The sequence below is a fragment of the Nocardia sp. NPDC051833 genome, assembly GCF_040681225.1.
Lineage (GTDB): Bacteria > Actinomycetota > Actinomycetes > Mycobacteriales > Mycobacteriaceae > Nocardia.
In genome coordinates this window covers 1,242,017-1,263,399 of the sequence record NZ_JBFAYK010000001.1, presented here as the reverse complement: position 1 = coordinate 1,263,399, position 21,383 = coordinate 1,242,017, and the positions used below count along the sequence as shown (strand labels likewise).

General features: G+C 71.0%; 22 protein-coding genes. 4 read left to right on the top strand and 18 right to left on the bottom strand.

All coding sequences use genetic code 11. From position 1 onward, the window contains the following. The first annotated feature begins 246 nt into the window (after window positions 1-246). The gene (locus AB0L91_RS05505; protein ID WP_365007410.1) at window positions 247-1,539 is read left to right on the top strand and encodes a hypothetical protein; all 1,293 of its coding nucleotides are present in this window, start codon (window positions 247-249) and stop codon (window positions 1,537-1,539) included. A gap of 1 nt (window position 1,540) precedes the next feature. Here AB0L91_RS05505 and AB0L91_RS05500 read toward each other — a convergent pair whose 3' ends face one another. The 6 genes from AB0L91_RS05500 to AB0L91_RS05475 all read right to left on the bottom strand — a co-directional run bounded on the left by AB0L91_RS05500 (window position 1,541) and on the right by AB0L91_RS05475 (window position 7,199). Beyond that, the gene (locus AB0L91_RS05500; protein WP_365007409.1) at window positions 1,541-3,058 is read right to left on the bottom strand and encodes a class I adenylate-forming enzyme family protein; all 1,518 of its coding nucleotides are present in this window, start codon (window positions 3,056-3,058) and stop codon (window positions 1,541-1,543) included. Continuing rightward, the gene (locus tag AB0L91_RS05495; protein ID WP_365007407.1) at window positions 3,055-3,810 is read right to left on the bottom strand and encodes a glycosyltransferase family 2 protein; all 756 of its coding nucleotides are present in this window, start codon (window positions 3,808-3,810) and stop codon (window positions 3,055-3,057) included. Before AB0L91_RS05495 ends, AB0L91_RS05500 begins: the two co-directional genes overlap by 4 nt. Continuing rightward, window positions 3,807-4,826 carry an NAD-dependent epimerase/dehydratase family protein gene (locus AB0L91_RS05490; RefSeq protein ID WP_365007406.1) on the bottom strand — a complete coding sequence of 340 codons (1,020 nt, stop codon included), beginning with the start codon at window positions 4,824-4,826 and terminating at the stop codon, window positions 3,807-3,809. The genes AB0L91_RS05495 and AB0L91_RS05490 overlap by 4 nt, the downstream gene beginning before the upstream one ends. A gap of 82 nt (window positions 4,827-4,908) precedes the next feature. Further along, on the bottom strand, window positions 4,909-5,232 hold the full coding sequence (locus tag AB0L91_RS05485) for a hypothetical protein (RefSeq protein ID WP_355276108.1): 324 nt from the start codon (window positions 5,230-5,232) through the stop codon (window positions 4,909-4,911). Between the two features lie 50 nt (window positions 5,233-5,282). Next, window positions 5,283-6,149: a hypothetical protein gene (locus AB0L91_RS05480; RefSeq protein ID WP_357343451.1), complete on the bottom strand. Its 867-nt coding sequence runs from the start codon at window positions 6,147-6,149 to the stop codon at window positions 5,283-5,285. A 6-nt stretch (window positions 6,150-6,155) separates the two neighbouring features. After that, on the bottom strand, window positions 6,156-7,199 hold the full coding sequence (locus AB0L91_RS05475; RefSeq protein ID WP_365007404.1) for a 3-oxoacyl-[acyl-carrier-protein] synthase III C-terminal domain-containing protein: 1,044 nt from the start codon (window positions 7,197-7,199) through the stop codon (window positions 6,156-6,158). Between the two features lie 112 nt (window positions 7,200-7,311). Between AB0L91_RS05475 and AB0L91_RS05470 the strand changes: the two genes are divergently transcribed. Further along, window positions 7,312-8,523 carry a cytochrome P450 gene (locus tag AB0L91_RS05470; protein ID WP_365007403.1) on the top strand — a complete coding sequence of 404 codons (1,212 nt, stop codon included), beginning with the start codon at window positions 7,312-7,314 and terminating at the stop codon, window positions 8,521-8,523. 48 nt (window positions 8,524-8,571) lie between these two features. Here the strand turns inward: AB0L91_RS05470 and AB0L91_RS05465 are convergent, their stop codons facing one another. The 7 genes from AB0L91_RS05465 to AB0L91_RS05435 all read right to left on the bottom strand — a co-directional run bounded on the left by AB0L91_RS05465 (window position 8,572) and on the right by AB0L91_RS05435 (window position 15,922). Further along, window positions 8,572-9,285: a hypothetical protein gene (locus AB0L91_RS05465; protein WP_357343456.1), complete on the bottom strand. Its 714-nt coding sequence runs from the start codon at window positions 9,283-9,285 to the stop codon at window positions 8,572-8,574. Between the two features lie 212 nt (window positions 9,286-9,497). Continuing rightward, entirely contained in the window at window positions 9,498-10,907 is a 1,410-nt protein-coding gene (locus AB0L91_RS05460) for an FAD-binding oxidoreductase (protein WP_365007401.1), read from the bottom strand. Window positions 10,908-10,950: 43 nt separating this feature from the next. After that, a complete protein-coding gene (locus AB0L91_RS05455) occupies window positions 10,951-11,580 on the bottom strand; it encodes an ATP-binding cassette domain-containing protein (RefSeq protein ID WP_365007400.1) in 630 nt (209 codons plus the stop codon). Then, complete coding sequence (locus AB0L91_RS05450) at window positions 11,580-12,518, bottom strand: ATP-binding cassette domain-containing protein (RefSeq protein WP_365007399.1); 939 nt, start codon at window positions 12,516-12,518, stop codon at window positions 11,580-11,582. Before AB0L91_RS05450 ends, AB0L91_RS05455 begins: the two co-directional genes overlap by 1 nt. After that, window positions 12,515-13,336 (bottom strand): ABC transporter permease, encoded by an 822-nt coding sequence (locus AB0L91_RS05445; RefSeq protein WP_365007397.1) that lies wholly within the window; start codon window positions 13,334-13,336, stop codon window positions 12,515-12,517. The genes AB0L91_RS05450 and AB0L91_RS05445 overlap by 4 nt, the downstream gene beginning before the upstream one ends. Next, window positions 13,329-14,351, bottom strand: coding sequence for an ABC transporter permease (locus tag AB0L91_RS05440; protein WP_365007395.1), 1,023 nt, complete (start codon window positions 14,349-14,351; stop codon window positions 13,329-13,331). The genes AB0L91_RS05445 and AB0L91_RS05440 overlap by 8 nt, the downstream gene beginning before the upstream one ends. Further along, window positions 14,318-15,922: an ABC transporter substrate-binding protein gene (locus AB0L91_RS05435; RefSeq protein WP_365007393.1), complete on the bottom strand. Its 1,605-nt coding sequence runs from the start codon at window positions 15,920-15,922 to the stop codon at window positions 14,318-14,320. Before AB0L91_RS05435 ends, AB0L91_RS05440 begins: the two co-directional genes overlap by 34 nt. Window positions 15,923-16,005: 83 nt before the next feature. On the opposite strand from AB0L91_RS05435, the gene AB0L91_RS05430 reads away from it, so the two are divergent. Next, a complete protein-coding gene (locus tag AB0L91_RS05430) occupies window positions 16,006-16,341 on the top strand; it encodes a metalloregulator ArsR/SmtB family transcription factor (RefSeq protein WP_365007391.1) in 336 nt (111 codons plus the stop codon). A 12-nt stretch (window positions 16,342-16,353) separates the two neighbouring features. Here the strand turns inward: AB0L91_RS05430 and AB0L91_RS05425 are convergent, their stop codons facing one another. From AB0L91_RS05425 to AB0L91_RS05405, 5 genes are all read right to left on the bottom strand, one after another. Further along, a complete protein-coding gene (locus AB0L91_RS05425) occupies window positions 16,354-16,803 on the bottom strand; it encodes a hypothetical protein (RefSeq protein ID WP_357343475.1) in 450 nt (149 codons plus the stop codon). A gap of 95 nt (window positions 16,804-16,898) precedes the next feature. Then, a complete protein-coding gene (locus AB0L91_RS05420; protein ID WP_365007389.1) occupies window positions 16,899-17,345 on the bottom strand; it encodes a MarR family winged helix-turn-helix transcriptional regulator in 447 nt (148 codons plus the stop codon). A 62-nt stretch (window positions 17,346-17,407) separates the two neighbouring features. Next, window positions 17,408-18,778, bottom strand: a complete 1,371-nt coding sequence (locus AB0L91_RS05415) for an aldehyde dehydrogenase family protein (RefSeq protein WP_365007387.1) — start codon at window positions 18,776-18,778, stop codon at window positions 17,408-17,410. Next, on the bottom strand, window positions 18,778-19,860 hold the full coding sequence (locus AB0L91_RS05410; RefSeq protein ID WP_365007385.1) for an AMP-binding protein: 1,083 nt from the start codon (window positions 19,858-19,860) through the stop codon (window positions 18,778-18,780). The genes AB0L91_RS05415 and AB0L91_RS05410 overlap by 1 nt, the downstream gene beginning before the upstream one ends. Before the next feature lie 130 nt (window positions 19,861-19,990). After that, complete coding sequence (locus AB0L91_RS05405; RefSeq protein ID WP_357343481.1) at window positions 19,991-20,308, bottom strand: hypothetical protein; 318 nt, start codon at window positions 20,306-20,308, stop codon at window positions 19,991-19,993. Between the two features lie 196 nt (window positions 20,309-20,504). Here AB0L91_RS05405 and AB0L91_RS05400 point away from each other — a divergent pair, with 196 nt between their 5' ends. After that, on the top strand, window positions 20,505-21,374 hold the full coding sequence (locus AB0L91_RS05400; RefSeq protein ID WP_355276088.1) for an Ig-like domain-containing protein: 870 nt from the start codon (window positions 20,505-20,507) through the stop codon (window positions 21,372-21,374). The last annotated feature ends 9 nt before the right edge of the window (window positions 21,375-21,383 follow it).

The window sequence follows — 21,383 nt, the reverse complement described above, 5'->3', positions numbered from 1 at the left end:
CTCACGGCTGGGTGCCAGGCCGCCGCACCGTACGTCGGCCCAACCGAACTGTGGCGCAACGAGATCGCAGGGCGGCCGTCGATCCGCGTAAGCAGCCGGTGGCAGCGGGGTCGATCGCAGGCCAAGCTCTCCGGCACACCGGGAACCGCGTGATTCGCGCCCCGGCCGAGCTGCGGCCGTACTCTCGAACGAGTGCGTGTGGAACGTGGCGCACGCGGGTCCGGGCGAGGTGTGGAGGAGGACGGCGTGAGGGTGCGCGACGGCGAGATCGATCGTCCGCTGTCGCCGTCGGAGCGCTGGTTCTGGCTGGTCGACCAGCTGTCCCCGGCCAACTGTGTGGTCCGGCTGCGGGTGCGTGGGCCGATCGGGGCATATCGTCTGGAGGACGCTGCGGCGGCGGTGGTCGCCGAATTCCCCTTGCTGCGAGTGGTTGTCGCCGAGGGGCCCCGCTTCGTGCCCGCCGCCGACCCGCATCTGCCGGTCCTGCACCGCATCGTCGACGATCCGGACGAGTGGCACGCCGTCTTCGACGAGCAACTCGTCACCCCGGTCGACCTCGCGACCGCGCCGGGCAGACTCATCGATCTGGCCTGGCGCCCCGGCACTTCCGACGAGCTGCACGACCTGATCCTGGTCTTCTCGCACGTGCTGATCGACGGCCGCTCGATGGCCGCCCTCGGCTCGCGCCTGCTCGCCGTCGCCTTCGGCGCCGCCGTGCCCGACACCGTCCGGACCCCGATCCCGGCCGCCGACGACCTGATCCCGTCCGCGCACACCGGCCTGCTCCGGTGCCTGCGCACCAACCTCGCCGGCCAGCTCACCGCGACCTTCCGGCGCGCCGTCGGCATCCCCGGCACCCCGCCGCCGTTGCCCGCCCGCCGCACCCGCACCGTGCTAAGGACCGTCGAGGGCGACGAGCTCGCCGCGCTCCGCACCCGCTGTCAGCGCGCGGGCGTCACCGTCAACGCCGCGCTGGCCGCCGCCCTAGCCCAGGCGCTGGGAGAACTGAACCGTCCCCGCGGCTCCGGTATCGCCGCGATCGGCATCCCGGTCGACCTGCGCTCCCGCCTGGCGCCACCACCCGCCGACGACGAGCCGGGCATGTTCACCGCCGTGGTTCCCACGTTCGTGCCCTTCGGCCCGGCCGACTCCCTCTGGGACGCCGCGCGTGCCGCCGGATCCCAACTGACCCATCGCCTCGACCGGCACGCCGACCTCAGCGCCCTGGCCGCCATCCGCTACGGCTGCCCGCGCTCCCTCGAATCCGGCAGGCGCGCGGTCGAACTCGTCGACCGCCGCGCCCCCTGGAACGTCACCCTGAGCAACCTCGGCCGCCTCACCGCCCCCGAAACCCCCGAGCCCCTCCCGATCACGGCCCTCACCGTCGCGGGCACCAACTCCTGCGCCAGCGCCCTCACCGTCGCCGTAGCCACCCTGGACACGACGATGTCGATCACCTTCTGCTACGTCGACACCCTGCTCCCACGCCCCACCATCGAATCCCTCGCCGACCACACCCACACCGCCCTGACCCGCTGAACTAGCCCAGGTGGGCGCGCAGCTGGTCGCGGAGGGTGGCGCGGTCGGGTTTGTTGGTGCGGCCGCTGACCGGGATCTTGTCGACGATGACGATGTCGTCGGGGACGGCGGTGGTGTCGATGAGGTGGGGGAGGCGGGTGCGGAGCAGGGTCGCGATATCGTCGGCGCCGGGGTCGGGGACGACGGCGAGGACGATGCGTTCGTCACCGATCTCGTCGGGCAGGCCGACCATGATCGCCTCGCGCACCCCGGCGATCGCGGTGATCACCGGTTCGTACAGGCCGGGGTAGATGTTGGTCTTGCCGCGGATCATCATGTCCTTCTTGCGGCCGGTGAGCACGAGCTGCTCGCCGTCCCAGCGGGCCAGATCACCGGTGGGGACCTCGGTCAGCGGCTCGGCGCCGAGGTAGCCGCGGCACAGGTTCGGTCCGGCCAGGACGAGTTCGCCGTCCGCGGCGATGCGCGCCCGCACCCCGGGGACGGGCGCGCCGAGCAGGTCGCCCTCGTGCGCGAGCTTGGCCACATCGTTGGTGACGGCGACCGGCAGGATCTCGGTCATACCGTAGATCGCCAGGAACTCGGTGCTGGGCAACGACTTCCGCGCCCGCCGCAGCAGCGCCGAGGTGACGGGCGCCCCACCGAGGGCGACCTGGCGCAGGTACGTGGGCGCGGTGATCGCACCGGCCTCGAGCGCGTCGAGCGCGGCGGCCAGGTCGGCGGGGGTGTAGAAGGCGTGCGTGGCGCTGCGCAAGCCGTGGGTGAAGCGCACCGGATCGATGTGAGTGCCGAACCGCGGATACGGTGGCATCGCCCAGCGCGCGCCCGCCATCAGCGCGGGCAGCCCCATCATCAGCTGCTCGGTGTGCAGGAACGCGCCGGGGGCCAGGCTGGTCCGGCCGCCCATCGCGGCCAGCCCCGCACCGAGCGAAGCGCGGGTGTGCACAACGGCTTTCGGGTCGTCGGTGGTCCCGGAGGTGAACACGATCAAGGCCGCCGCGTCGGGATCGGCGGGTACCGTCGACGACCCGGCCGCCTTACCGGTGAAGCGGCGCAGGGGAATCGAGCCCGCGGGCACGCCGGGCAGCCACGCGCCACTGTGGATGTGCCGCACCTCGAGCGCGCCGAAGCGCGGCAGGCTCAGCCCGCGCTTGCGCCCGAATCCCGCGAGCGGTCCGCTCACCGCGTACAGCAGCGATTCGGTGGCCGCCCAGGTGGGTTCGACCAGCGCCACCCGCTGGGCGAACAGGTCGGGACCGATGCCGGGGTCGACGAACACGATCGTGCCGCCCGCCGCGATCACCCCGAAGATCAAGGTCACCGAGGCCACGCTCGGGCGGATCGAGAACAGCATCCGATCGCCGGGCGCGAACCCGGCCGCCCCCAGATTGGCCGCGACCCGGTCGATGGTGTCGACGAGCTCGCGATAGGTCAGCGCGCGCTGCCCGACCGTGCCCAGCGCCGAGGCGTCGGGAATGCGATCGGCCTGCATCGCCAGGTGGGCGAGGAAATCGGCGGTCATCGGATATCGACGATCTCGGGCCGGTAGCGGTGATCGGCGTACCAGGCCAGCGTCTTGCGGATACCCCACGCCCGCACCCGCCGGTTCGAGCCGTACACCCGGACATCACGGCGCAGGCCGTAGTCGGTGGTGATCGTGCGCACCGCGTTGACCAGGGCCCGGTCCTCGTGCAGGTCCTCGATCGCGGTGCGCGGGAATCCTCCTGCGGCCGTGTACAACTCGGCGGTGATCGCCATATTGCACCCGGGCGTCATCACGTACGGGCCGAGATATTTCGGATCGCGATTGCCCGAGCGCACCTTGCCGAAGGCAGAGGCCACCTCCAGCGCGACCCGGATGATCGTGCGGTCGCGCCAGGAGACTCCCTCGTCGGTCCGGGGGATCAGCTGCCCGCTGATCAGCCGCAACCCCGCGTCGAACCCGGCGTTGATCCGCTCGATCCAGTCCGGCGCGGGCAGGCAGTCGGCGTCGGTCCGGGCCAGCCGCGTCGCGCCCTGGGCGATCGCGTACCGCATGCCGGTATCGGCGGCGGCCCCGGTGCCCTTCTGCGCTTCGCTGATCACCTCGATGGCGGGCACCGGATGCGCGGCGGCGAAGGCCCGCACGATGCCGGCGGTGCCGTCGCTGGAATCGTTGTCGACCACGACCACCCGGAAATCGGTATCGCGTTGCGCGGCAATGGCATTCAGGGTCGCGTCGATCCCGCGCGCCTCGTCGAAAGCGGGGATCACCACCCACAGGTCGCCGCTCACCGGTCGGCCACCAGCCGGTCGAGCCCGCCGATCTCGGTGACCCACGCGTGGAAGCGATCCAGCCCCTCCGCGAACGGCACGGTCGGCCGGTAACCGAGTTCGCGTTCGGCGCGGGTGAGGTCGTAGGTCGCCGACCGGGTGACCAGCGCGACCGCGTAGCGCGACAGCGGCGGCGTCCACCGCTGCGCGACCGCCGGAATCCGCCACACCGTCTCGATCGCCGCGAGCGCCCCACCGAGCACCGGCGCCGGCACGACGACACTCGGCGGGGTCAGCCCGAATCGCCGCGCCACCGCGGCCATCGTCGGCCACACCGCCACCGGCTCGGCATCGGCGACGAAATAGGCACGCCCGCCGATCTTCTCGGCCGCGAGCGCCAGCTCAACGGCCCGCACCAGATGATCGATGTAGCACAGCGACGCGCGCACCTCGCGGCCGCCGGACAGGTCGGGCAGGCGGCCCGCCCGCAACTTCGCCAGGATCTGCACGATCGGACCGCGGCGGTCGCCCGGCCCCCAGACGGCCCGTGGCCGCAGCGAGCATGTCGTGAACGTCGGTGTATCGGCCGCCAGCACCAGCTGTTCGGCCACCGCCTTGGTCTCGCAGTAGCTGTTGAGGAAGCGGGCCGGATACGGGGTCGTCTCGTCGATCCCCAGCTGATCGCCGCCGTCGGGCGCCATCAGCGCGCTGGGACTGCCGATGAAGACGAACCGTTCGGCACCCGCCGCGGCGGCCTCCTGCATCAGCCGGTCCGTCCCGGCGACATTCACCGCGAAGAACTCCGCCGGGCGTCCGAACTCGCCGAGCAGGGCCGCGGCGTGCACGACGGCCCGCACCCCGGTGACCGCGCGGGCCAGTGCCGCCGTGTCCGCGAGATCGGCCACCGCCACCTCGGCGCCCGCCGGGGCGCTCGACGGCTCGCGCACCATCGCCCTGACCGGCATGCCACGCGCCAGCAGTGCGCGCACGATCGCCCCGCCGACGAACCCGCTCGCCCCCGTCACCAGCACAGTCATCGCGTCACCCTACGGCGCGGACGCGGCGGGCCCGCCGGGACGCACCGGTCCCGGTGGTCGTTCGCCGCTGTCCACGCCGGGCTCACCGAGTGGCCTCGCCCAGCGTCTTCCACCAGGTCGCACCGAGCAGCATCGTCATCGCGGCGGCCCGGCCCGGCCCGATTCCGTGCTCGGCCGCCACCTTGCGCGCGGCCGGGATCTGGGCGAGGTGCGCGCCGACGCTGAGCGCCAGGTCGATCCAGAACGCCAGCTTCGCCAGCCGGGACCGGAACGGCCGCACGATCCCGAGGACCACGTAGGCCCAGCCGAGCACCGGGACCGTCCGCAGGGCGAGCACGGTCGCCTTGCTCGGGGCCTGCGCCGTCGTCGCGCGATGGCGCGCCTGAGTCTGCTGCGGTGCGGTCACCGTCCACCTCTCCTTGTTTCCGTTCGCTGTCGACACGGCGTGCGTGGTCATCACCGCACCCCGGGCCCACGGTAGGTCACGGCCGCGGCGGTCGGCCCGCCGTCGGCGGCGACGAACAGCAGCGGCCGGTCGACGAGCCCGGCGTCCCGCGCCGCCACGTAGGCGGCGGTGAGCGCGGAGGTGTGCGCGTCACCGGCGAAGTCGTCGGTGATCACGGTGCCGATGCCGAGTTCGGCGGCCAGCTCGGCGGCGAACTCGGGGGTCGGCCTGCCGCACACCAGGACCACCCGCGCGGCGTCGAGATCGTCGGCCGCCAAGGCTTCCCGCGCCGCGATCGCCGCGTGCTCGACGAGTTCGGCGGTGCCGGTGCCGAGTTCGACGGTCAGGGCCGAACGCCCGGTCGCGCCCATCGCCGACAGCGTCACGTAGCCCTGCGGATCGGGCAGCGCGTCACCGGCGCTCACGTGCACACCGCCGAAACCGACAGCGGCGGAAGAGTTCTCGAGCACGAGCGCCGCGCCGACCGGCTCGAACGGGAAGTCCGCGTCCGCTCGCATCGACGGATGCGCGTCACCGGAGACGACGACCACGTGTCCGGTGGGCAGGTCGGCCAGCAGCGAGGTGGCCACGCCGACAGCGTTGACCAGGCCGCACGCGCCGTTCATCAGGTCGAACGACAGGCAGGGCACGTCACCGGGCCGGTACTCCAGGCCGATGCCGGCCGCCTGCTGGATGAGCGCGGCCACTGCCGGTTCGACGAGGTTCGCGTCGCGGTAGACCCCGACATTGATCAGCGCGTCGACCTGTTCCGGCGGACACCCGGCCGCGGTCAGCGCGGCCCCCGCGGCGGCGGCCGCCTGACCCACCGAGCTGACGCCACCGGTCTGTGTGACGGCCGAAGAAATGATGATTCCCATACTGTCCTATACCCGCAGATCGCCGATTGTCACCGACAAGAACCCGGCGACCACCCCGGACGCGGCGGGCACCAGCAGCACCTTGGACCCCGGGGCGATCAGGCCCTGCCGCAGCGCGTCGTGCAGCACCACGAAGTGCGAGGTCGACGCGGTGTTGCCGTAGCGGTCCAGCACGGCCAGCTTCGGCGGCATCGGGGAGTCGAACTCGCGCTCGGCGATCTTGTCGATCAATTCCACAGCGGGACCGCTGAATTGGTGATGGATCAGGTAGTCGTAGCCCTCGGCGGCGAAGTCCGAATCGCGGGCGGCAAGGAATTCGCGCTGCCGCGAGGTCCACAGCAGGTACCTGGACTCGTTGTGCATCGCGCGATTGTCGGTGTAGAGCGCGACGCCGGGACCCTGGTCGCTCGGCATGCCGAGACACAGTTTCGCGAAGGCGGCGCTGGTGTTGAGCTCCACGTAGTCCAGGCCGGGGCCGTCGGTGGCGTCGAGGACCACGGCCGCGCCCGCGTCGCCGACGGTGAGCGAGGCGAACTGCGGGTCGTACTTCTGCGCGATCTCACGCACCGCGGTGTCGGAGATCGGGGTGATGCACTCGCCGGAGACCACCAGGCCCCTGCGGACCGCACCGGAGCGAATCATCCGGTCCAGCAACAGGACTCCGGTCATCATCCCCGCGCACGCGTTGGACACGTCGAAGTGGATCGCCCGGTGCGCGCCGAGCTCGGAGCGCAGCATCAGCGCGAAGGACGGCTCGAGGCAGAAGTCCTCGCCGCGGGTGCGGGTGATCGAGCAGGAGATGATCACATCCAGCTCGGCGGCCGCGTACCGGGAATTCGCCAGTGCCTCGCGCGCGGCGGCGAGGGCGATGCTGAACGAATCCTCCGGCCTGCCCTCGGCGTCGACGCCGCGCACCCGCCGCGCCGCCACCCCGCTGACCTTCTCCAGATCCAGCGGAGCGTCGATGGCCAGTTGGCTCATCAGCTCGGCCGTGGTCACCTCGCGGGCGGGCAGATACGCGCCGACGGCCTCGATTGTGGATTTCACCATGTGCTTGTTCACTTCCGAATATCGCGCGATGCACCGTCCTCCATCAACGCATCTCGCCGATCCTAGTCACAGACCTTCACTATTCGGTCACGCTCAACTAGATTGTGCCGGGGTGTGGAGTGCTGCCCGACGCCATGAACTCACCCTACTCGCCGCAGGTCAGCCCTGGTTGCCCGGCGTGCTGCTGCTGGGCCGGATCGCGCGCCCGATCCGCAAGGTCCCCAAACTCGGCTGGTTCGTTGCCGATCCGCTGGTCGCGCGCCAGATCTACAACGACAGCACGCACTTCAGCATCGTCTCCGAGGGCGCCGCCGGGCACTGGTGGGCGCAGGTCATCGGCGACTGGGTCGAGGACCTGTTCGAAGGGCCAGGCCACACCGAGCTGCGGACCAAGGTGCGCGACCTGTTCACCCTCACTCACACCGATGCGCTCGTGCAGCGCGTCATCGGTCCTGACCTGCGGGATCTGCGCGATCGGCTGGCCCAGGGCGAGACCGTCGACATCGCCGCGCGCGCCCAGATCCTGGTCGGGCGCAGTGTGTCCGACCTGGTCGGGATGCGTCCGGAGGACATCGCCGCGGCGATCGGCGGCGACCCCACCGACGACCTGGACGCGCTGTTCCTGCGGCTGTTCCACCACGTCGAGGAGCTGGTCAACCTCGGTTTCGGCACCATGGCCTCGACCACGCTCGACCCCGTGGCGGTAGCCCGTGCCAAGGAGCTGGCCGGGCAGCTGGCTGTCAATGTCCCTTCCGCCTACGCGCGCGCGGACCCCGACACCACGCTGGGGCGCTGCCGCGAACTCGGTCTCGACGTCGAGCACGCGGCCGGGCTGGCCATCCTGATGGCCGTGGCGGGCACCGACACCCTGGCCAGCGCGATGACCAGGATGGTCGCGATCATGCACGACACCGGCGAGCACCGGGCCCTGCTCGCCGCGCCCGAGCGGCTGCCCGACGCGGTGCGCGAGACGCTGCGGGTGACCAGTCCGGCCTATCTGGTCGGGCGCTCGGTCACCGCCGACGTGCGGGTCGCGGACCGTGACTTGCGGGCCGGGGAGCACGTGAAGATCCTGACCTGGACCATCAACAACGCGGTCGGCGACTTCAGCGTGCACCGCGACTACGTGCCCGAGACCCGCCAGCTCTGGTTCGGCGGCGGGCGCCATCTGTGCCTGGGCGCCCAGCTCGTCCACTCCGAGCTGACCGCGTTGCTCGAGGCGCTCACCGCGGCGGGCAGGCCGTGGGAGATCGTCGAGCGCCGCTACCGGCGCAAGGTCTTCATCCCCACCTACGAGACGCTGCGCATCCGGCTCGCGGACTGACGGCAGCACGAAGGCCCCGTCCGGTGGACGGGGCCTTCGCGGCGGGTACTACTGGTTTTCCGGCGCGTTGATCCGGTTGTGGAAGCCGATGCCGATCGCGATCGCGGCGGGCACGCCGGTGATCACCAGACCGGCGGCGGCGCCCAGCGGGATGCCGACCGCGCCACCGGCGAGGCAGCCGGCGACACCGGTCGCGCCACCGAGGGCGAGAACCGGGATGCCGAGGAGCACGCCGCCCGCGGCGCCGAGCGCGCAGCCCGCGACGCCACCGACGAGGGTGCCGACCAGGGTGCCGATGGCGGTGACGATGCCGAACTGGGTGGCGGCGGCGCTCACGGCGTCGTCGAAGGCGTCCTGTCGGACGACGTCCTTGAGCAGGGTCGACGGCCGGGCCGAGGCGGCCTCGGTGCGCGGGGTGAGCACGGCGCGGGTGCCGTCGATGGCGGCGTCGATCGGGTACTCGAGGTCGTTGAGCGTGTACGCGAGCGGGAACCCGACCACGACGTTGCCCTGCTCGTCGCGGACCTGGAACTGGCCGTTCTCGCTGGCCAGCGAGCCCGCGTCGGTCTCGACGACGACCGAGTCGCCCTCGATGCCGGTCTTCCAGTTGATGCCGGGCAGCACCTGGTTCACGCCCTGGCTCACCCCGTCGAGGAAGGCGGGAACGGGCGCCGGGGCGGGCGCGGCGTGCGAGGTGCCGGTGGCGATACCGAGCGCGGCGATGACAAGTGCGGAGGTTGCGGCAACCTTGCGGATCTTCATGAATGCAGTCTTTCCCTCAATGGCAATGCTCCCGGAGGAGCGCAGGCCCTCGATCGAGCACCCATGAACAAGTGTCCAACTCAATGTTGCTGAGATGTAACTTAAAATGTCATAAGAACTCAAAACGGACAGTGATCTGCGCCATTGGGCGTGAATGCCGTTTGCCGAGTGGAACTTTCATTCGGAATATTGCCATCGTGATCTGGAACACGTCATGGTCTCACGTGCTGCACCGCCGCCGGAACGAGCTGGAGCCGCCGCGAGAGATCGGAGGCGAAGACCTGCTCGGGATCGGCCAGGTCGCGCACCCGCCGCCATTCGGCCAGGCGGGGATACATCGCCGCGATCGTCTCCGGCGCGGTCCGCGAGTCCTTGGCGAAGTACAGCCGCCCGCCCGCGACCAGCACCCGTTCGTCGAGCTCCCGGCAGAACCGGTCGAGACCGGCGGCGATGGGGAAGTCCAAGCTCAGCATGTATCCGGGGTGCGGCCAGGACAGCGGCGCCGGGTTGCTCGGGCCCATCCGCTTGAACACGTTGAGGAACGAGTGGTGCCCCGACTCGGCGATGGCCTGCACCGCGCCGGCGAGCTGCTGCTCGGCGCCGAACGGCATCGAGAACTGGTACTGCAGGAAGCCGCGCCTGCCGTAGGCGCGATTCCATTCGCCGAGCAGATCCAGCGGGTGATAGAACTGCGTCAGATTCTGGATCCGGCCGCGCGCCCGCCGTGGGAACATGCGATGCGCCGCCTCGGCCGCGATGCGCGTCGTGACGCTGTTGACCATCCCGTTCGGAAAGATATCGGGCACGGTGAACAATTGCGGTGCATCGAAATTCAACGGTTTGCTGCGGAGTTTCACTGGCAGCTGGTCCAGCGTCGCGAGCGAACCACGGCTGAACCCGGCCCGGCCGAGTTTCGTGCCGGTGGAAATGGTGTCGGGTACCGACATCGAATAGTCGTAGCCGTCGTCGGACCCGCCGGTCAGCAGCGCCATCGTCTCGTCGAGATCGCGGGTGCGGTCGTTGTCGACGAAGAAGTACGCGGTCTCGGTGTGCTTCAACCGGATTCGCGCCCCGGTGACGATGCCGGTCAGCCCCATGCCGCCGACGGTCGCCCAGAACAGTTCGGACTCGGGGCCCGTCGGCGTCAGCGTCCGCACCGAACCGTCGGCGGTGAGCAGGTCCAGCGACACCACGTGATTGCCGAAGCTGCCCTGCGAATGATGGTTCTTGCCATGGATATCCGACCCGATGGCCCCGCCGACCGTCACCTGCCGGGTGCCGGGCAGCACCGGAACCCAGAGTCCGTGCGGCAGCGCGCGCCGCATCAGGGTGTCGAGGCTGACCCCGGCGTCGACGTCGACGATCCCGCTGTCGGGATCGATGCTGTGGATGCGGTCCAGGGCGGTCATGTCGACGACCAGCCCGCCGCCGTTCTGCGCCGGATCGCCGTAACTGCGGCCCAGTCCGCGCGCGATCACCCCGCGCGGGCCCGCCGTGCGCACCCGCTCGGCGATCACGCCGAGATCAGCTGTGCGCAATACCTCGGCGACGGTCGGCGCGGTGCGTCCCCACCCACTCAGACTGCGCCGCTCGGTCTCGGAGTTCCCCTGCGTGAAAGTCACGGGAGCACACGCTAAGCCGCGTTGCTGAGGACAGCCTGAGGCTTCAGTGTGGGGTCAGGGTGCCGTTGGCGACGGTGGTGACGCGGGTGCAGGTGGCGGCGAGGAGGGCGTGGTCGTGGCTGATCAGGAGGACGCCGAGGTCGTTGGTGGCTTTCGTCATGATCAGGCGGAGGATGGTGGCGGTGGTGGCGGCGTCGAGCATGGCGGTGGCCTCGTCGAGGACGAGGTAGCGGGGGCGCTGGAGGAGGGCGCGGGCCACGCAGGCGCGTTGCAGCTGGCCGTCGCTGAGGGCGTGCGGGCGGCGGTAGAGCAGGTCGGGGGTGAGGCCGACCGCGGCGGCGACGGCGGTGAGGTCGGGTGCCGGGGCGCGGCGGATCGTGGCCGGTTCGGCGATGATCCGGGCCAGGGTGAACTGGGGATTGGTGGCGGCGCGCGGTGATTGGAAGACCATCGCGATCGCGCCGCGCCGGGCACGCGGCGGTGCGCCGTCGACGGTGACCGTGCCCGCGCTCGGCGGGAGCAGCCCGGCCATGGTCTTGGCCAGGGTGGTCTTGCCCGAGCCGGAATCGCCGGTGATCCCGACGATCTCGCCCGGTGCGACCCGCAGGTCGACCCCGCGGACCACGGGGGCGTCGGGTCGGTAGCCCACGGTCAGGGCGTCGGCGACAAGCATCAGGACCTCGGTCGGCGGATCATGCGCCGGTCCTCGCGAACCAGCGCGGTGGGTCCGCCCGCGTACGGGCAGATCTCGGTCAGGTTGGTCAGGACCTGCGGCGGATGCGGCAGTGGACGCAGCCCGCGTTCAGGCAGGGCGGCCAGCAGGTCCCCGGTGTAGTCGTGCCGGGGATCGTCGAGGACCTGCCGCGCGGGCCCGACCTCCATCAGGCGCGAGGCGTACATGATCGCGACGGTGTCGGCGATCTCCGCGCGCAGCAGATGCCCGAGATCGTGGGTGATGAGCAGGACCGCGGCGCCCTGATCGGCGCACGCGCGCAGCAACTGCCCGATCTGATCGGTGCGCGCCCGGTCGAGCCCGGAGGTCGGTTCGTCGGCGACGATCACCTCCGGGTCACCGGCCAGCGCGGCCGCCACCGCCGCCCGCTGCGCCATCCCGCCCGAGAGTTCGTGCGCGTACAACGACAGCGCCGAGGACGGCAGTCCGGCACGATCGGCCAGGTCGGCGGGGGTGTGGTCGGTGCCGAGCGCGGCGATCGTCTCGGCGAGCTGCGAGCCGATGGTGCGCACCGGGGTGAAGTGCGTGCTCGGCGACTGGGGGACCAGGGCGATGTGGCGGCCACGGTACGAGTGATCGGCGGGGCGAGCTCGTCGGCGGGGCGATGACGTGCGTCCGGCGCGCGGGCTCGTGTCGCCGAGGACATCGATCGTCCGGTCACCCAGGTCGAGGCGGATCGACCCGTGCGCGACGGCCGCCGGGGGCAGCACTCCGAGGATCGCGGCGGCGACGATCGACTTCCCGCAGCCGGACTCGCCCGCCAGCGCGGTCACCGTCCCCGACGCCACCTCGAGCGATACGTCGGTCACCGCGTGGACGACGTCCTTGCCGCGCAACGGAATCCGCACGGTCAGCGCGTCGATGGTCAGTCCGGTCATCGGGGCATCCTCGACGGTCTCGGTGGGAGCAGCACCCCGCGCAGCGCCGACCCGGCCACGGCGACCGCGACCGTGGTCAGCACCAGGAACCCGGCGGGGAAGACCAGCGTCCACCAGCCACCGAGCAAGAGCGAGGTCCGTGCTTCCTCGAGCAAGGTACCGAGACTCGGTTCGTGCGGGGGCAGCCCGAATCCGAGGAACGACAGCGTCGACTCGTGCCAGATCGCGTGCGGCAGCAGCAGAACCACCGCGATGAGCGCCTGCGGCGCGACGGCGGGCAGCAGGTGCCGCAGCAGCAGATGGGTGCGGCCTGCCCCGGCGAGCACCGCTGCCGCGATGTACTCGCGTTCGCGCAGACTCAGGCTCTCCGCGCGCACGATCCGCGCGACCTGCACCCAGTGGGTGAGCCCGATCGACAACACCACCGCCACCGCGTTGCCGCGGAACAGTGCCACGATCACGATGCCGAGCAGCAGATGCGGCAGCGCGTTCGCGGTGTCGGCCAGCCGCATCACCACCCGGTCGACCCGGCCGCCCGCCAATGCCGCGACCGCGCCGACGGCGACGCCGAGCACCGTCGACACGGCGGCGGCACACGCCGCGACCAGCAGCGAGGTCCGCAGCGCCGCCGCTATCCGGACGAACAGCGAACGCCCGGCCGCGTCAGTGCCGAACCACCACCGCGCCGACGGCGCCTGGCGGGCGGCGGCGAAATCGGTGAGCCGGTCGTCGATCCCCGCCACCCACGGCACCAGCACCGCGTACAGCACCACCGCGGCCAGGACACCCAGCGCGAGGGTCAGCCGCCGCTCAGCCATCGGCCCGCACCCGCGGATCGAGCGCGACGACGGCGATGTCGGCGAGCAGCGACCCGAGCATGACCGCGCCCGTCGTGCCGACGGTCAGGATCGCCAGCAGCGCCATGTCCAGGTCCTTCGCCGACTGCACGAAGGCGCCGGCGACACCGGGCCAGGAGAAGATCTCCTCGACCAGCACCGCGCCGACCACGACCTCGGGCAGCCGCACCCCGAGAATGGTCACGAACGGGGCCAGCGAGGTCGGCAGGATGTGCCTGCGGGTGATGGTCGTGGCATCGATGCCCCTGGTCGCCGCGCCCACGACGAAATCCTCACTCCGGTTGGCCGACACCGATTCCCGCACGGCCAGCAGCAGCCACGGCACCTGGGACAGCGCGAGCGCGGACGCGGGCAGCACGAGATGCCGCGCCACCTGGGCGACGTCGACGTCGGCGCCCGCGTCGGTCAGTCCGGCGGGCGGCAGCCAGCCGAGGCCGACCGCGAACAGCCCGATCGCCGCCAGCGACACCACGAACGGCGGCAGTCCCTGCATGACCACGCACGCGGCGGCGATCGTCCGGTCGACCACCCCGCCGCGCCGCATGCCCGCCCAGAGGCCTGCGCCGAGCGCGACCGCCACGGCCACGCTCATCGCGACGACCACCAGCAGCACCGTCCACGGAATGCGTTGGGCGAGCAGGGTACTCACCGGCTGCGCGAAGCCGCGCGAGACACCGAGATCGCCACCGATCAGGTCGGCGACCCAGCGCAGGTAGAGCTGATACCAGGGAGCGTCCGTGCCGAGCTGCTCGGCGAGCAGGGCCCGGTCGGCGGCGCTGGTCGACTCGTAGCGCGCGCCGAGGTAGCCCACCAGCGGGTCGAACGGCGAGATCGCCGCCGCCGCGAACAGCCCGGCCGACACCGCCGCGAGCACCGGGACCAGGGCCGCCAGCCGACGGCCCGCCATGGCGCCGATGCCGCGTCCACGGAATCGGCCGCGGGTCACGGCCGGGTCCAGGTCTGCAACGACCACCACGGGCCCCAGGTCACGCCGTGGGTGTGCGGTTCGAGGATCGGGCCGGAGGTGCTCCAGCCCGAGTCCTTCACCACATAGGCGTGATCCAGGTGCACCAGGAACACGTGGCTCGGGTTCTGGCCGTAGCGGCTCTGCACGTCGCGGTAGGCGGTCGCTCTGACCGCGGGATCGGTACTGCGCCTCGCCTGTTCGAGCAGCGCGTCGATCGCCGGGTCGGCGTGCCTGCTCGCGTTGTCGTACGGGCTGCCCGCGCTCGGGTCGGCCGCGGGCGAGTGCAGGGTGGCGTAGGCCTGGGTATCGGGATCGTAGGGCTCGCTGCCGCCGCCGAGCAGGATGCCCGCCGTGTCGATGCGCGGTTCGATCCGGTCCCAGGACAGCGCCGCCAGGTCGACTTCGACGCCGACCCGCCTGGCGTCGGAGACGAAGGCCAGCGCGAGATCGCGGCGCAGGGTGTCGGTGGAGTTGTACATCACCGTGAACTTCGCGCGCACACCGGCTTTCGCGCGGATACCGTCGGGTCCGGCTCGCCAGCCCGCGTCGTCGAGGATGCGTTCGGCGCGGGTCCGGTTGAACGCGAAGGTCACCGCCGGGTTGTGGGAATCGCCGTAGACCTCGGGAATCGGGGTGTAGGCGGGGCGGCCGTACCCGCCGAGGATGTTGTCGATCATGGCCTGGCGATCGACCGCGTGGTTGAGCGCCAGGCGCACGGCGGGATCACCGGCCACCGGATCGCCCGCGGGCATCGAGACGCCGCGCCAATCGGCGGACGTGTTGGACCGCACCGCCATCGACGGCCGCTCGGCGAACGTCTTCGCCAGCAGCGGCGGCAGCGTGGTGCCGTCGAGTTCACCGCCTGCCATCCGCTGCGCCCTTGTGTTGTCGTCGGGGACGTAGAGCAGCGTCAGGCGTTTCACCGCGGGCGCGCCGCCCCAGTAGTCCTCGTTCGCCTCGAAGATCGCGCGGGTCGGTTCCAGGCTGGTGAGCCGGTACGGGCCGGTGCCGATGGGCGCGGTGTTGAGCGCCGACGCCGTCGCCGGGCCCGGCGACGCGACGGCCTCCGCCGGGACGATGCCGATGAGCAGCTTCGTCGCGAACGCGGCGTAGGGGTGGCGCAGGGTGAACCGGACCGCGGCCGGGTCGACGGCCTCGACCCGCTCGATCATCGAGAACGACGAGCGCGCCTCCGAGGCCGAGGCCGGGTCCAGGATCGCCCGGTAGGTGGCGACCACATCGTCGGCGTCGAACGCGGAGCCGTCGCTGAACCGCACGCCGGTGCGCAGCGGCGCGGTCCACACCGTGGCGTCGGCGTTCGGGGTGGGCAGGGCGGTGGCCAGCGCCGGGGCGAATCCCGACAGTCCCGCGCCGCCGGTCAACCGCAGCAGGCCGTCGTACATCTTGGCCTCACCGGCCGCGCCGTACCCGGCGACGGGGTTGTATCCGCCCAGCTCATAGGCATCGGCGAGGACCAGCGAGTCGGTGGACCCGCTCGTCGGCGCGCCACACGAGGACAGCGACACGGCCAGCGCGCACGCGACCCCCACAGCGAACAGCGACCGAGCGCGGAGCCTCATCCATCATCCCAACTCATGTTTATCTGAACAGATGGACAGATGATAGCGGCGCTGTCCAGTCGAGGACTAAGCTGAACGCCGTCATGGGAGAGCCACGCACACTGGACGGATCGCCGGTCGAGCTCGGCCGGCGCGCGATCGGCGACGTCGAAATCGCCACCTGGGCCCAGCGATTCGACCTGCTCTCCGACCCGAACCGCTTGGAGATCCTGCTATGCCTGCACCGCACCCCCGGCATCAGCGTCGGTGAACTGGCCGCCGCCATCGGCCGCACCGAGAACGCGATCTCCCAGGCCCTGCGCGTCCTGCGCCAGGAAGGCTGCGTCACCTCCAGCCGCGAAGGCCGCACGGTCACCAACCGCCTGACCGACCCGATCATCCACGAAATCCTGCACACCATCGGCGCCAAACACGCCTGACGCCGCCGGTTTTCAGCTCGCGGATCCGGGGCGGACGATCATGAGGACGACGACCGCCGTCCAGAGCAGGTTGTAGATGCCGGCCAGCATCGACAGCGTCTTCAGGCGGCTGCCCGCGTCGGGGGTGTCGAGGGCCTGGCGCTGGAGTGGGTGGATCTGCACCGCGAGCAGGCCGCCCGCGATGGCGGTGGTGATCATGGCGACGGTGATCCAGATTTCGTTCATCCGGCCCTGGAGGGTGGCCAGGACGATGCCGATCACCGGGACGATGATCGCGAGTTTGGCGTAGTTGCCGGTGATCCGGTGCAGGGCGACCGCCACCGAGCGGCTGCGCACCGAGTCGGGATCGGGGCCGCCCGCCGCGACCGGGGCGTAGCGGGGGAACAGGCTGGTCGCGACCGCCGAGCCCCCGACGAAGACGATGCCCGCGACCACGTGCACGGACAGCAAGAGATGTTCCACCTGTCGACTCCCTCCGACCTTCAATATGGCTGAAGCTTAGCTCGAGTTTCAACAACATTGAAGGTCGGCTGGGTCACGTCCGGTGGGAACGCTGGTCAGGCGGGCGACGCGCCGGTGAACGCGGCGACGATGGCCGTGCCGACGCGCCGCTGAATCGGGTCGGCGTCGGGTCCGAAGAGCTGAGTGTCGACCTGGGTCACCACTTTTCGCGCCTCACCGAGCAGCCGGGTGCCCGCCTCGGTGAGCTCGATCGCCGAGGCCGATCCGGCGCGCGCGGTGCGGTCCTGCACCAGCCCGGCCGCGACCAGCGACTTCACCGCGGTGTGCACGCTCTGCACGCTCGTTCCCGACATCCGCGCCAGCTCGCTGAACGACGCCCCCGGCACGCCGTTGATGTGCCCGAGGAGCCCGAGCCTGGCGACCGTGAGGTCCAGTGGGGCCAGTCCGGCGCTCAGTTCGGCCTCGACCCGGCGCGACAGCGTGATCACCAGGATGGTCGGGCTCATCGCCGGTGGCCGGGGGCGCGGGTTCTCGGTGGTCACCCGGTCATTTTCGCGTACGCGCCCGCGCCCGGCGGGGACAGGCCGGGCGCGGGCGCGCCGGATCAGATGCCGGAGCGGATCATGCCCTTGCAGCGCATGAGGAATTCGGCCAGGTAGCCGTCGTGCGGAACGCCGGGTCGCAGCCAGGTGGTGGGATTGTCGCCGAGGTAGAGATTGGTGATGGTCGGCTCGGTCAGCAGGGCGTCGACCAGATCCGCGCGGGTGGTCATCGCCGTCAGCACCAGCGTGTCCCGCAGGGGCGCGATGCCGTCCGCGGGCTGCCACGGCCCCACCCAGACGCACGGGAAGGCCAGTTCGACCCCGAGCTGCGGCGCGGTCGCGGTGTCGACCAGGTGCACGGCCGGGCGCAGCACCGCACCGCCGGAGGGGAGTTCGTCGACGATGGTGTCGCCGCCGAGCAGCGGTGTCGCCGTGCCCGCGACCTCGTGCAGGTACTCGTCGATCGCCGTCACCGTCGGCAGCGGCTGCACGGTGAGGATGGCGTCGGGATGGTCGGCGGGCAGGCTCGGGATGCGCTCCAGGCGCTCGGCCAGCGCGCGGGCCACCGGTTCCGGGTCGCCTTCGACCAGCACCCCGGTGGTGCAGGTGCAGGCGGTGCCGCCCAGATGACTCACCGAATCGGCGATCACGTCGATCCGCTCCCGCCAGTCCACGTCGGCGGTGATCAGGATCTTGGACCGGCCGGGGCCCTGGGTGAGCACCCGCGAGCTCGTGCCGTACTTGTCGACGACGTCCTGACCGCCGTAGACGATCGCGTAGTCGGCCTCGGCGATGATCACATCGGCGGCGGCGTAGTCGGTGGGTAGCAGGGTGATCGTCGCGGGCGGGAACCCCGCCATCCGCAGCGCGCTCACCAGCCGGAAGGCGGTGAACGGCTCGCGTGCCGAGGGCCGGACGACGACCTTGTAGCCCAGCGCCAGTGCCTCCGGCCAGAGCCCGTGCACCGCCGGGGTGTTGCCCGCCGCGTGCACCGCGAACACCTCGCCCTTGCGGACCCACACGCCCGCACCCTCGCGGGTGCGCTCGTCGGACCATTCCGCGACGGCGCCCTGCGGCATCGCCGAAGCCAGTGTGTCGCTTTGCGAGCGCAGGACCTCGGCGACCCACTCGGCCGACTGGCGCACCACCTGCTGGGGCACCCCGGACACGGTCGAGACGATCCGGATGTACTCCTCGGGATCGAGCCCGCCGATGGTGGCGGTGGTGAACAGCTCGGCGGCCTTCGCCATGAGGGCGAAGCGTTCAGCGGCCGGGACAGTGGGCGCCGCGCGCATGGCGGCGATCGCGCGCCGGACGAACAGGGCCGGAACCTGGCCCAGCTCACCGACTTCGGTGCCGTCCAGGGCGGTGATCGGAATGCGCTGCCTGGCGTGATACGCGCCGGCGGGCCCGAGGGCGTCGATCTCGATCATCAGTACACCCCCTCGATGACGGACTTGTCGGCGAAGGTCTGCACCGGCCGCACATCGGCGACCGCGCAGCCGAGCGTGCCCGGCGCGGGTTCGGCGCGCAGCGCGGTGTCGCGCTCCAGATTGTTCGGCAGCAGCGCGTATTTGGTGAGGTGGTTCATCACGACCTGACCGCGCTCGCCGTCGGCGACGTCGTCACCGGTCGCCGGATCGACCACGCGGAACGCGATGTAGGGGCTCGGCGTGTCGAACACGGCCAGCCCGTCCGCGCGCTCGACATCGCGCTCGCGCGACATGCCGAGGATGGTGGTGCTGCCGTAGAGGCCCTTGAGCGGGATGCCGGGAAAGACCTCCTGCCGCAGGACGTCCCTGGTGTCGGCGTCCATGTGCGCGCCGCTCCAGCACAGGAACTTCACCTGCTTGCGGACCGCGTCGACCAGCTCCTCGCGCCGGGCCAGCCGCTCGAGCAGCGGCGGGGTCGCGATGAGGATGCCGACCGACTGGGTGGTCAGGATGGCGGCGGCCTGGTCGATCAGGTGCTCGGCATAGCGGTCGGCGCCGTCGGTGTCACCGGAGCCGATCAGGTACTTGATCCAGCGCGGGTCCAGGTCGACGGTGAACTTCACGCCGTGGTGCCTGCGGGCGCGCCGGGACGCGAACTCCCCGAACATGTGTGGGCCGCTGGGTGCGATGGCCAGGGTGTTCGTGGTCCCGAGGTCGGCGTAATGGTGCTCGTCCCAGGACAGCGCGAACTCCATCCAGCGCTCGAACATCACGAACCGCTTCGGCGCGCCGGTGGTCCCGCCGCTCTCGAAGATCCCGGCGATCTCCCGATCCGCGCCGCGCAGCCCGCGCGGGATCAGATCCTCCACCGCGACATCGCGGAACTCGTCGATCACGTTGGGGAACAGGCGCAGATCGTCGAAGGTCCGCACGTCGGTCCGCGGATCGAAGTCGAGCCCGGCGGCCCGCCGTAACCAGTACGGACTCCCGGTGTCGGCACCGAAATGCCAGCTCATCAAGGCCTGGACGTAGTCGTCGGGATCGATGTCGACAGCGTCCAGGTCGAGGATGTCGGAACACATGGCACGGCCTCCGAGGCTCGCAAAAGATGGGCGTTTTGCGAGGTTCATCGTTCCGCGCCGGAGGCCGTGCGAGCCCACGGTGGCGCCCACGTCGATCAGACGATAGGAACGTCCATGGTCCGCCGGTGGATCAGGCGGGGAGGGCGGGGATCGTGCGGGCGTGGGTGATCTCGGGGGAGACCGTGATGATGTCGCAGGCGGCGAGTAACCGGTGGGGGAGATCGGCGCCCAGGTGGGTGAGGTCGGGGGTGACCACGGCGGCGGCCTCGGTGGTGGTCACCACGTCGAGCAGACGGCCGAGCGGGTCCATGGTGCGGTCGCTGAAGACGACGGTCTTGGTGAAGCGGTAGCCGAGTCGTTCGGCTAGGGAACGGATCTGCGTTTCGTCCCAGGATTGGGCGACACCCGAGATGTCGCGGCGCAGATAACCGATCGCCGGTGGCTTCATGGGGGAGACGCTACCGGCGCCGGGTGTCCGTTGCCGGGAACGCGAACCAACGTGAGTCGAATTCGCAATCTGAATGAGACTCATTTCGGATTTCGATCCGCCGGGGTGCCGCTGCGTGATCTACTGCTCGCCAACTCGGGCGATGGAACGCCTCGACGAAGATGTCGAGGGCGCCCGGTGTACGTGGGAGACAACGATGGTGGACAGAAGAGTGCAGCGGGTAGCCGGTTCGATGGCCGCGTTCGCGGTGGCGGCCGGCTTCGCGGTGGCGGCGATGCCGGCGACGGCCTCGGCCGCGCCGGGAACGATCACCTGGAACGACGGGAACAGCAAATTCACCCGGACGGTGTCCAACACCAACCCGGTCGTCGGCGACACCGTGACCGTGACGACGAAGTTCGAGCGCACCGGCATCCCGGTCGAATACATCTACAACATCAAGGACCTGCACCCGGCGTGCCTGACCCCGGTCGCCGGCTCGGCCAAGATGGGCGGTGACCAGGTCCAGCTCGACACCTCGTCCTCGGACTGGGTGCGCGCCGAATTCGGCATCACCAAGTACCCGGTGTACCCGAACATCGAGCCGAAGTCGCAGACCTTCGAGGTGCAGTACAAGGTGGGCGTGAACTGCGCCCGCGACACCCCGCTGCCGACCTCCATGCACTACGGCGGCTCGCTCGGCGACGGCACCTACCAGGGCAAGGGCCCGAACATCACGGTGTCCAGCGACGCCGTGTCGAGCACCGTGCTCACCGACGTGACCGGCGCGCAGGTCGGCAAGGCCGTCACGCTGGAGGCCAGCGTCTCGCCCGCGGCGGCGGGCGGCACCGTCCAGTTCAAGGCCGGTGACAACGTCCTCGGCGACATCCCGGTCGCCGCGAACGGCAAGGCCACGATCGTGTGGACGCCGGGCGCCGCGGGTGCCTACACCATCGGCGCGACGTTCTCCGGCCGCAGCGGCGTGGCCAGCTCGTCGACCACCAAGGTGGTCACCGTGGCCGACGTGCCGACCGATCCCGGCCCGGGTGACGGCGGCGGTACCGGCACCGGATCCTTCGGGTTCTGAGCACCCCTC

Excerpts from the sequence above, each read along its gene's own strand:
- AB0L91_RS05500 (WP_365007409.1), bottom strand. The coding sequence starts at position 3,058 with ATGACCGCCGATTTCCTCGCCCACCTGGCGATGCAGGCCGATCGCATT.
- AB0L91_RS05490 (WP_365007406.1), bottom strand. The coding sequence starts at position 4,826 with ATGACTGTGCTGGTGACGGGGGCGAGCGGGTTCGTCGGCGGGGCGATC.
- AB0L91_RS05480 (WP_357343451.1), bottom strand. The coding sequence starts at position 6,149 with ATGGGAATCATCATTTCTTCGGCCGTCACACAGACCGGTGGCGTCAGC.
- AB0L91_RS05475 (WP_365007404.1), bottom strand. The coding sequence starts at position 7,199 with ATGGTGAAATCCACAATCGAGGCCGTCGGCGCGTATCTGCCCGCCCGC.
- AB0L91_RS05465 (WP_357343456.1), bottom strand. The coding sequence starts at position 9,285 with ATGAAGATCCGCAAGGTTGCCGCAACCTCCGCACTTGTCATCGCCGCG.
- AB0L91_RS05455 (WP_365007400.1), bottom strand. The coding sequence starts at position 11,580 with ATGCTTGTCGCCGACGCCCTGACCGTGGGCTACCGACCCGACGCCCCC.
- AB0L91_RS05450 (WP_365007399.1), bottom strand. The coding sequence starts at position 12,518 with ATGACCGGACTGACCATCGACGCGCTGACCGTGCGGATTCCGTTGCGC.
- AB0L91_RS05445 (WP_365007397.1), bottom strand. The coding sequence starts at position 13,336 with ATGGCTGAGCGGCGGCTGACCCTCGCGCTGGGTGTCCTGGCCGCGGTG.
- AB0L91_RS05435 (WP_365007393.1), bottom strand. The coding sequence starts at position 15,922 with ATGAGGCTCCGCGCTCGGTCGCTGTTCGCTGTGGGGGTCGCGTGCGCG.
- AB0L91_RS05430 (WP_365007391.1), top strand. The coding sequence starts at position 16,006 with ATGGGAGAGCCACGCACACTGGACGGATCGCCGGTCGAGCTCGGCCGG.
- AB0L91_RS05415 (WP_365007387.1), bottom strand. The coding sequence starts at position 18,778 with ATGATCGAGATCGACGCCCTCGGGCCCGCCGGCGCGTATCACGCCAGG.
- AB0L91_RS05410 (WP_365007385.1), bottom strand. The coding sequence starts at position 19,860 with ATGTGTTCCGACATCCTCGACCTGGACGCTGTCGACATCGATCCCGAC.
- AB0L91_RS05405 (WP_357343481.1), bottom strand. The coding sequence starts at position 20,308 with ATGAAGCCACCGGCGATCGGTTATCTGCGCCGCGACATCTCGGGTGTC.
- AB0L91_RS05400 (WP_355276088.1), top strand. The coding sequence starts at position 20,505 with ATGGTGGACAGAAGAGTGCAGCGGGTAGCCGGTTCGATGGCCGCGTTC.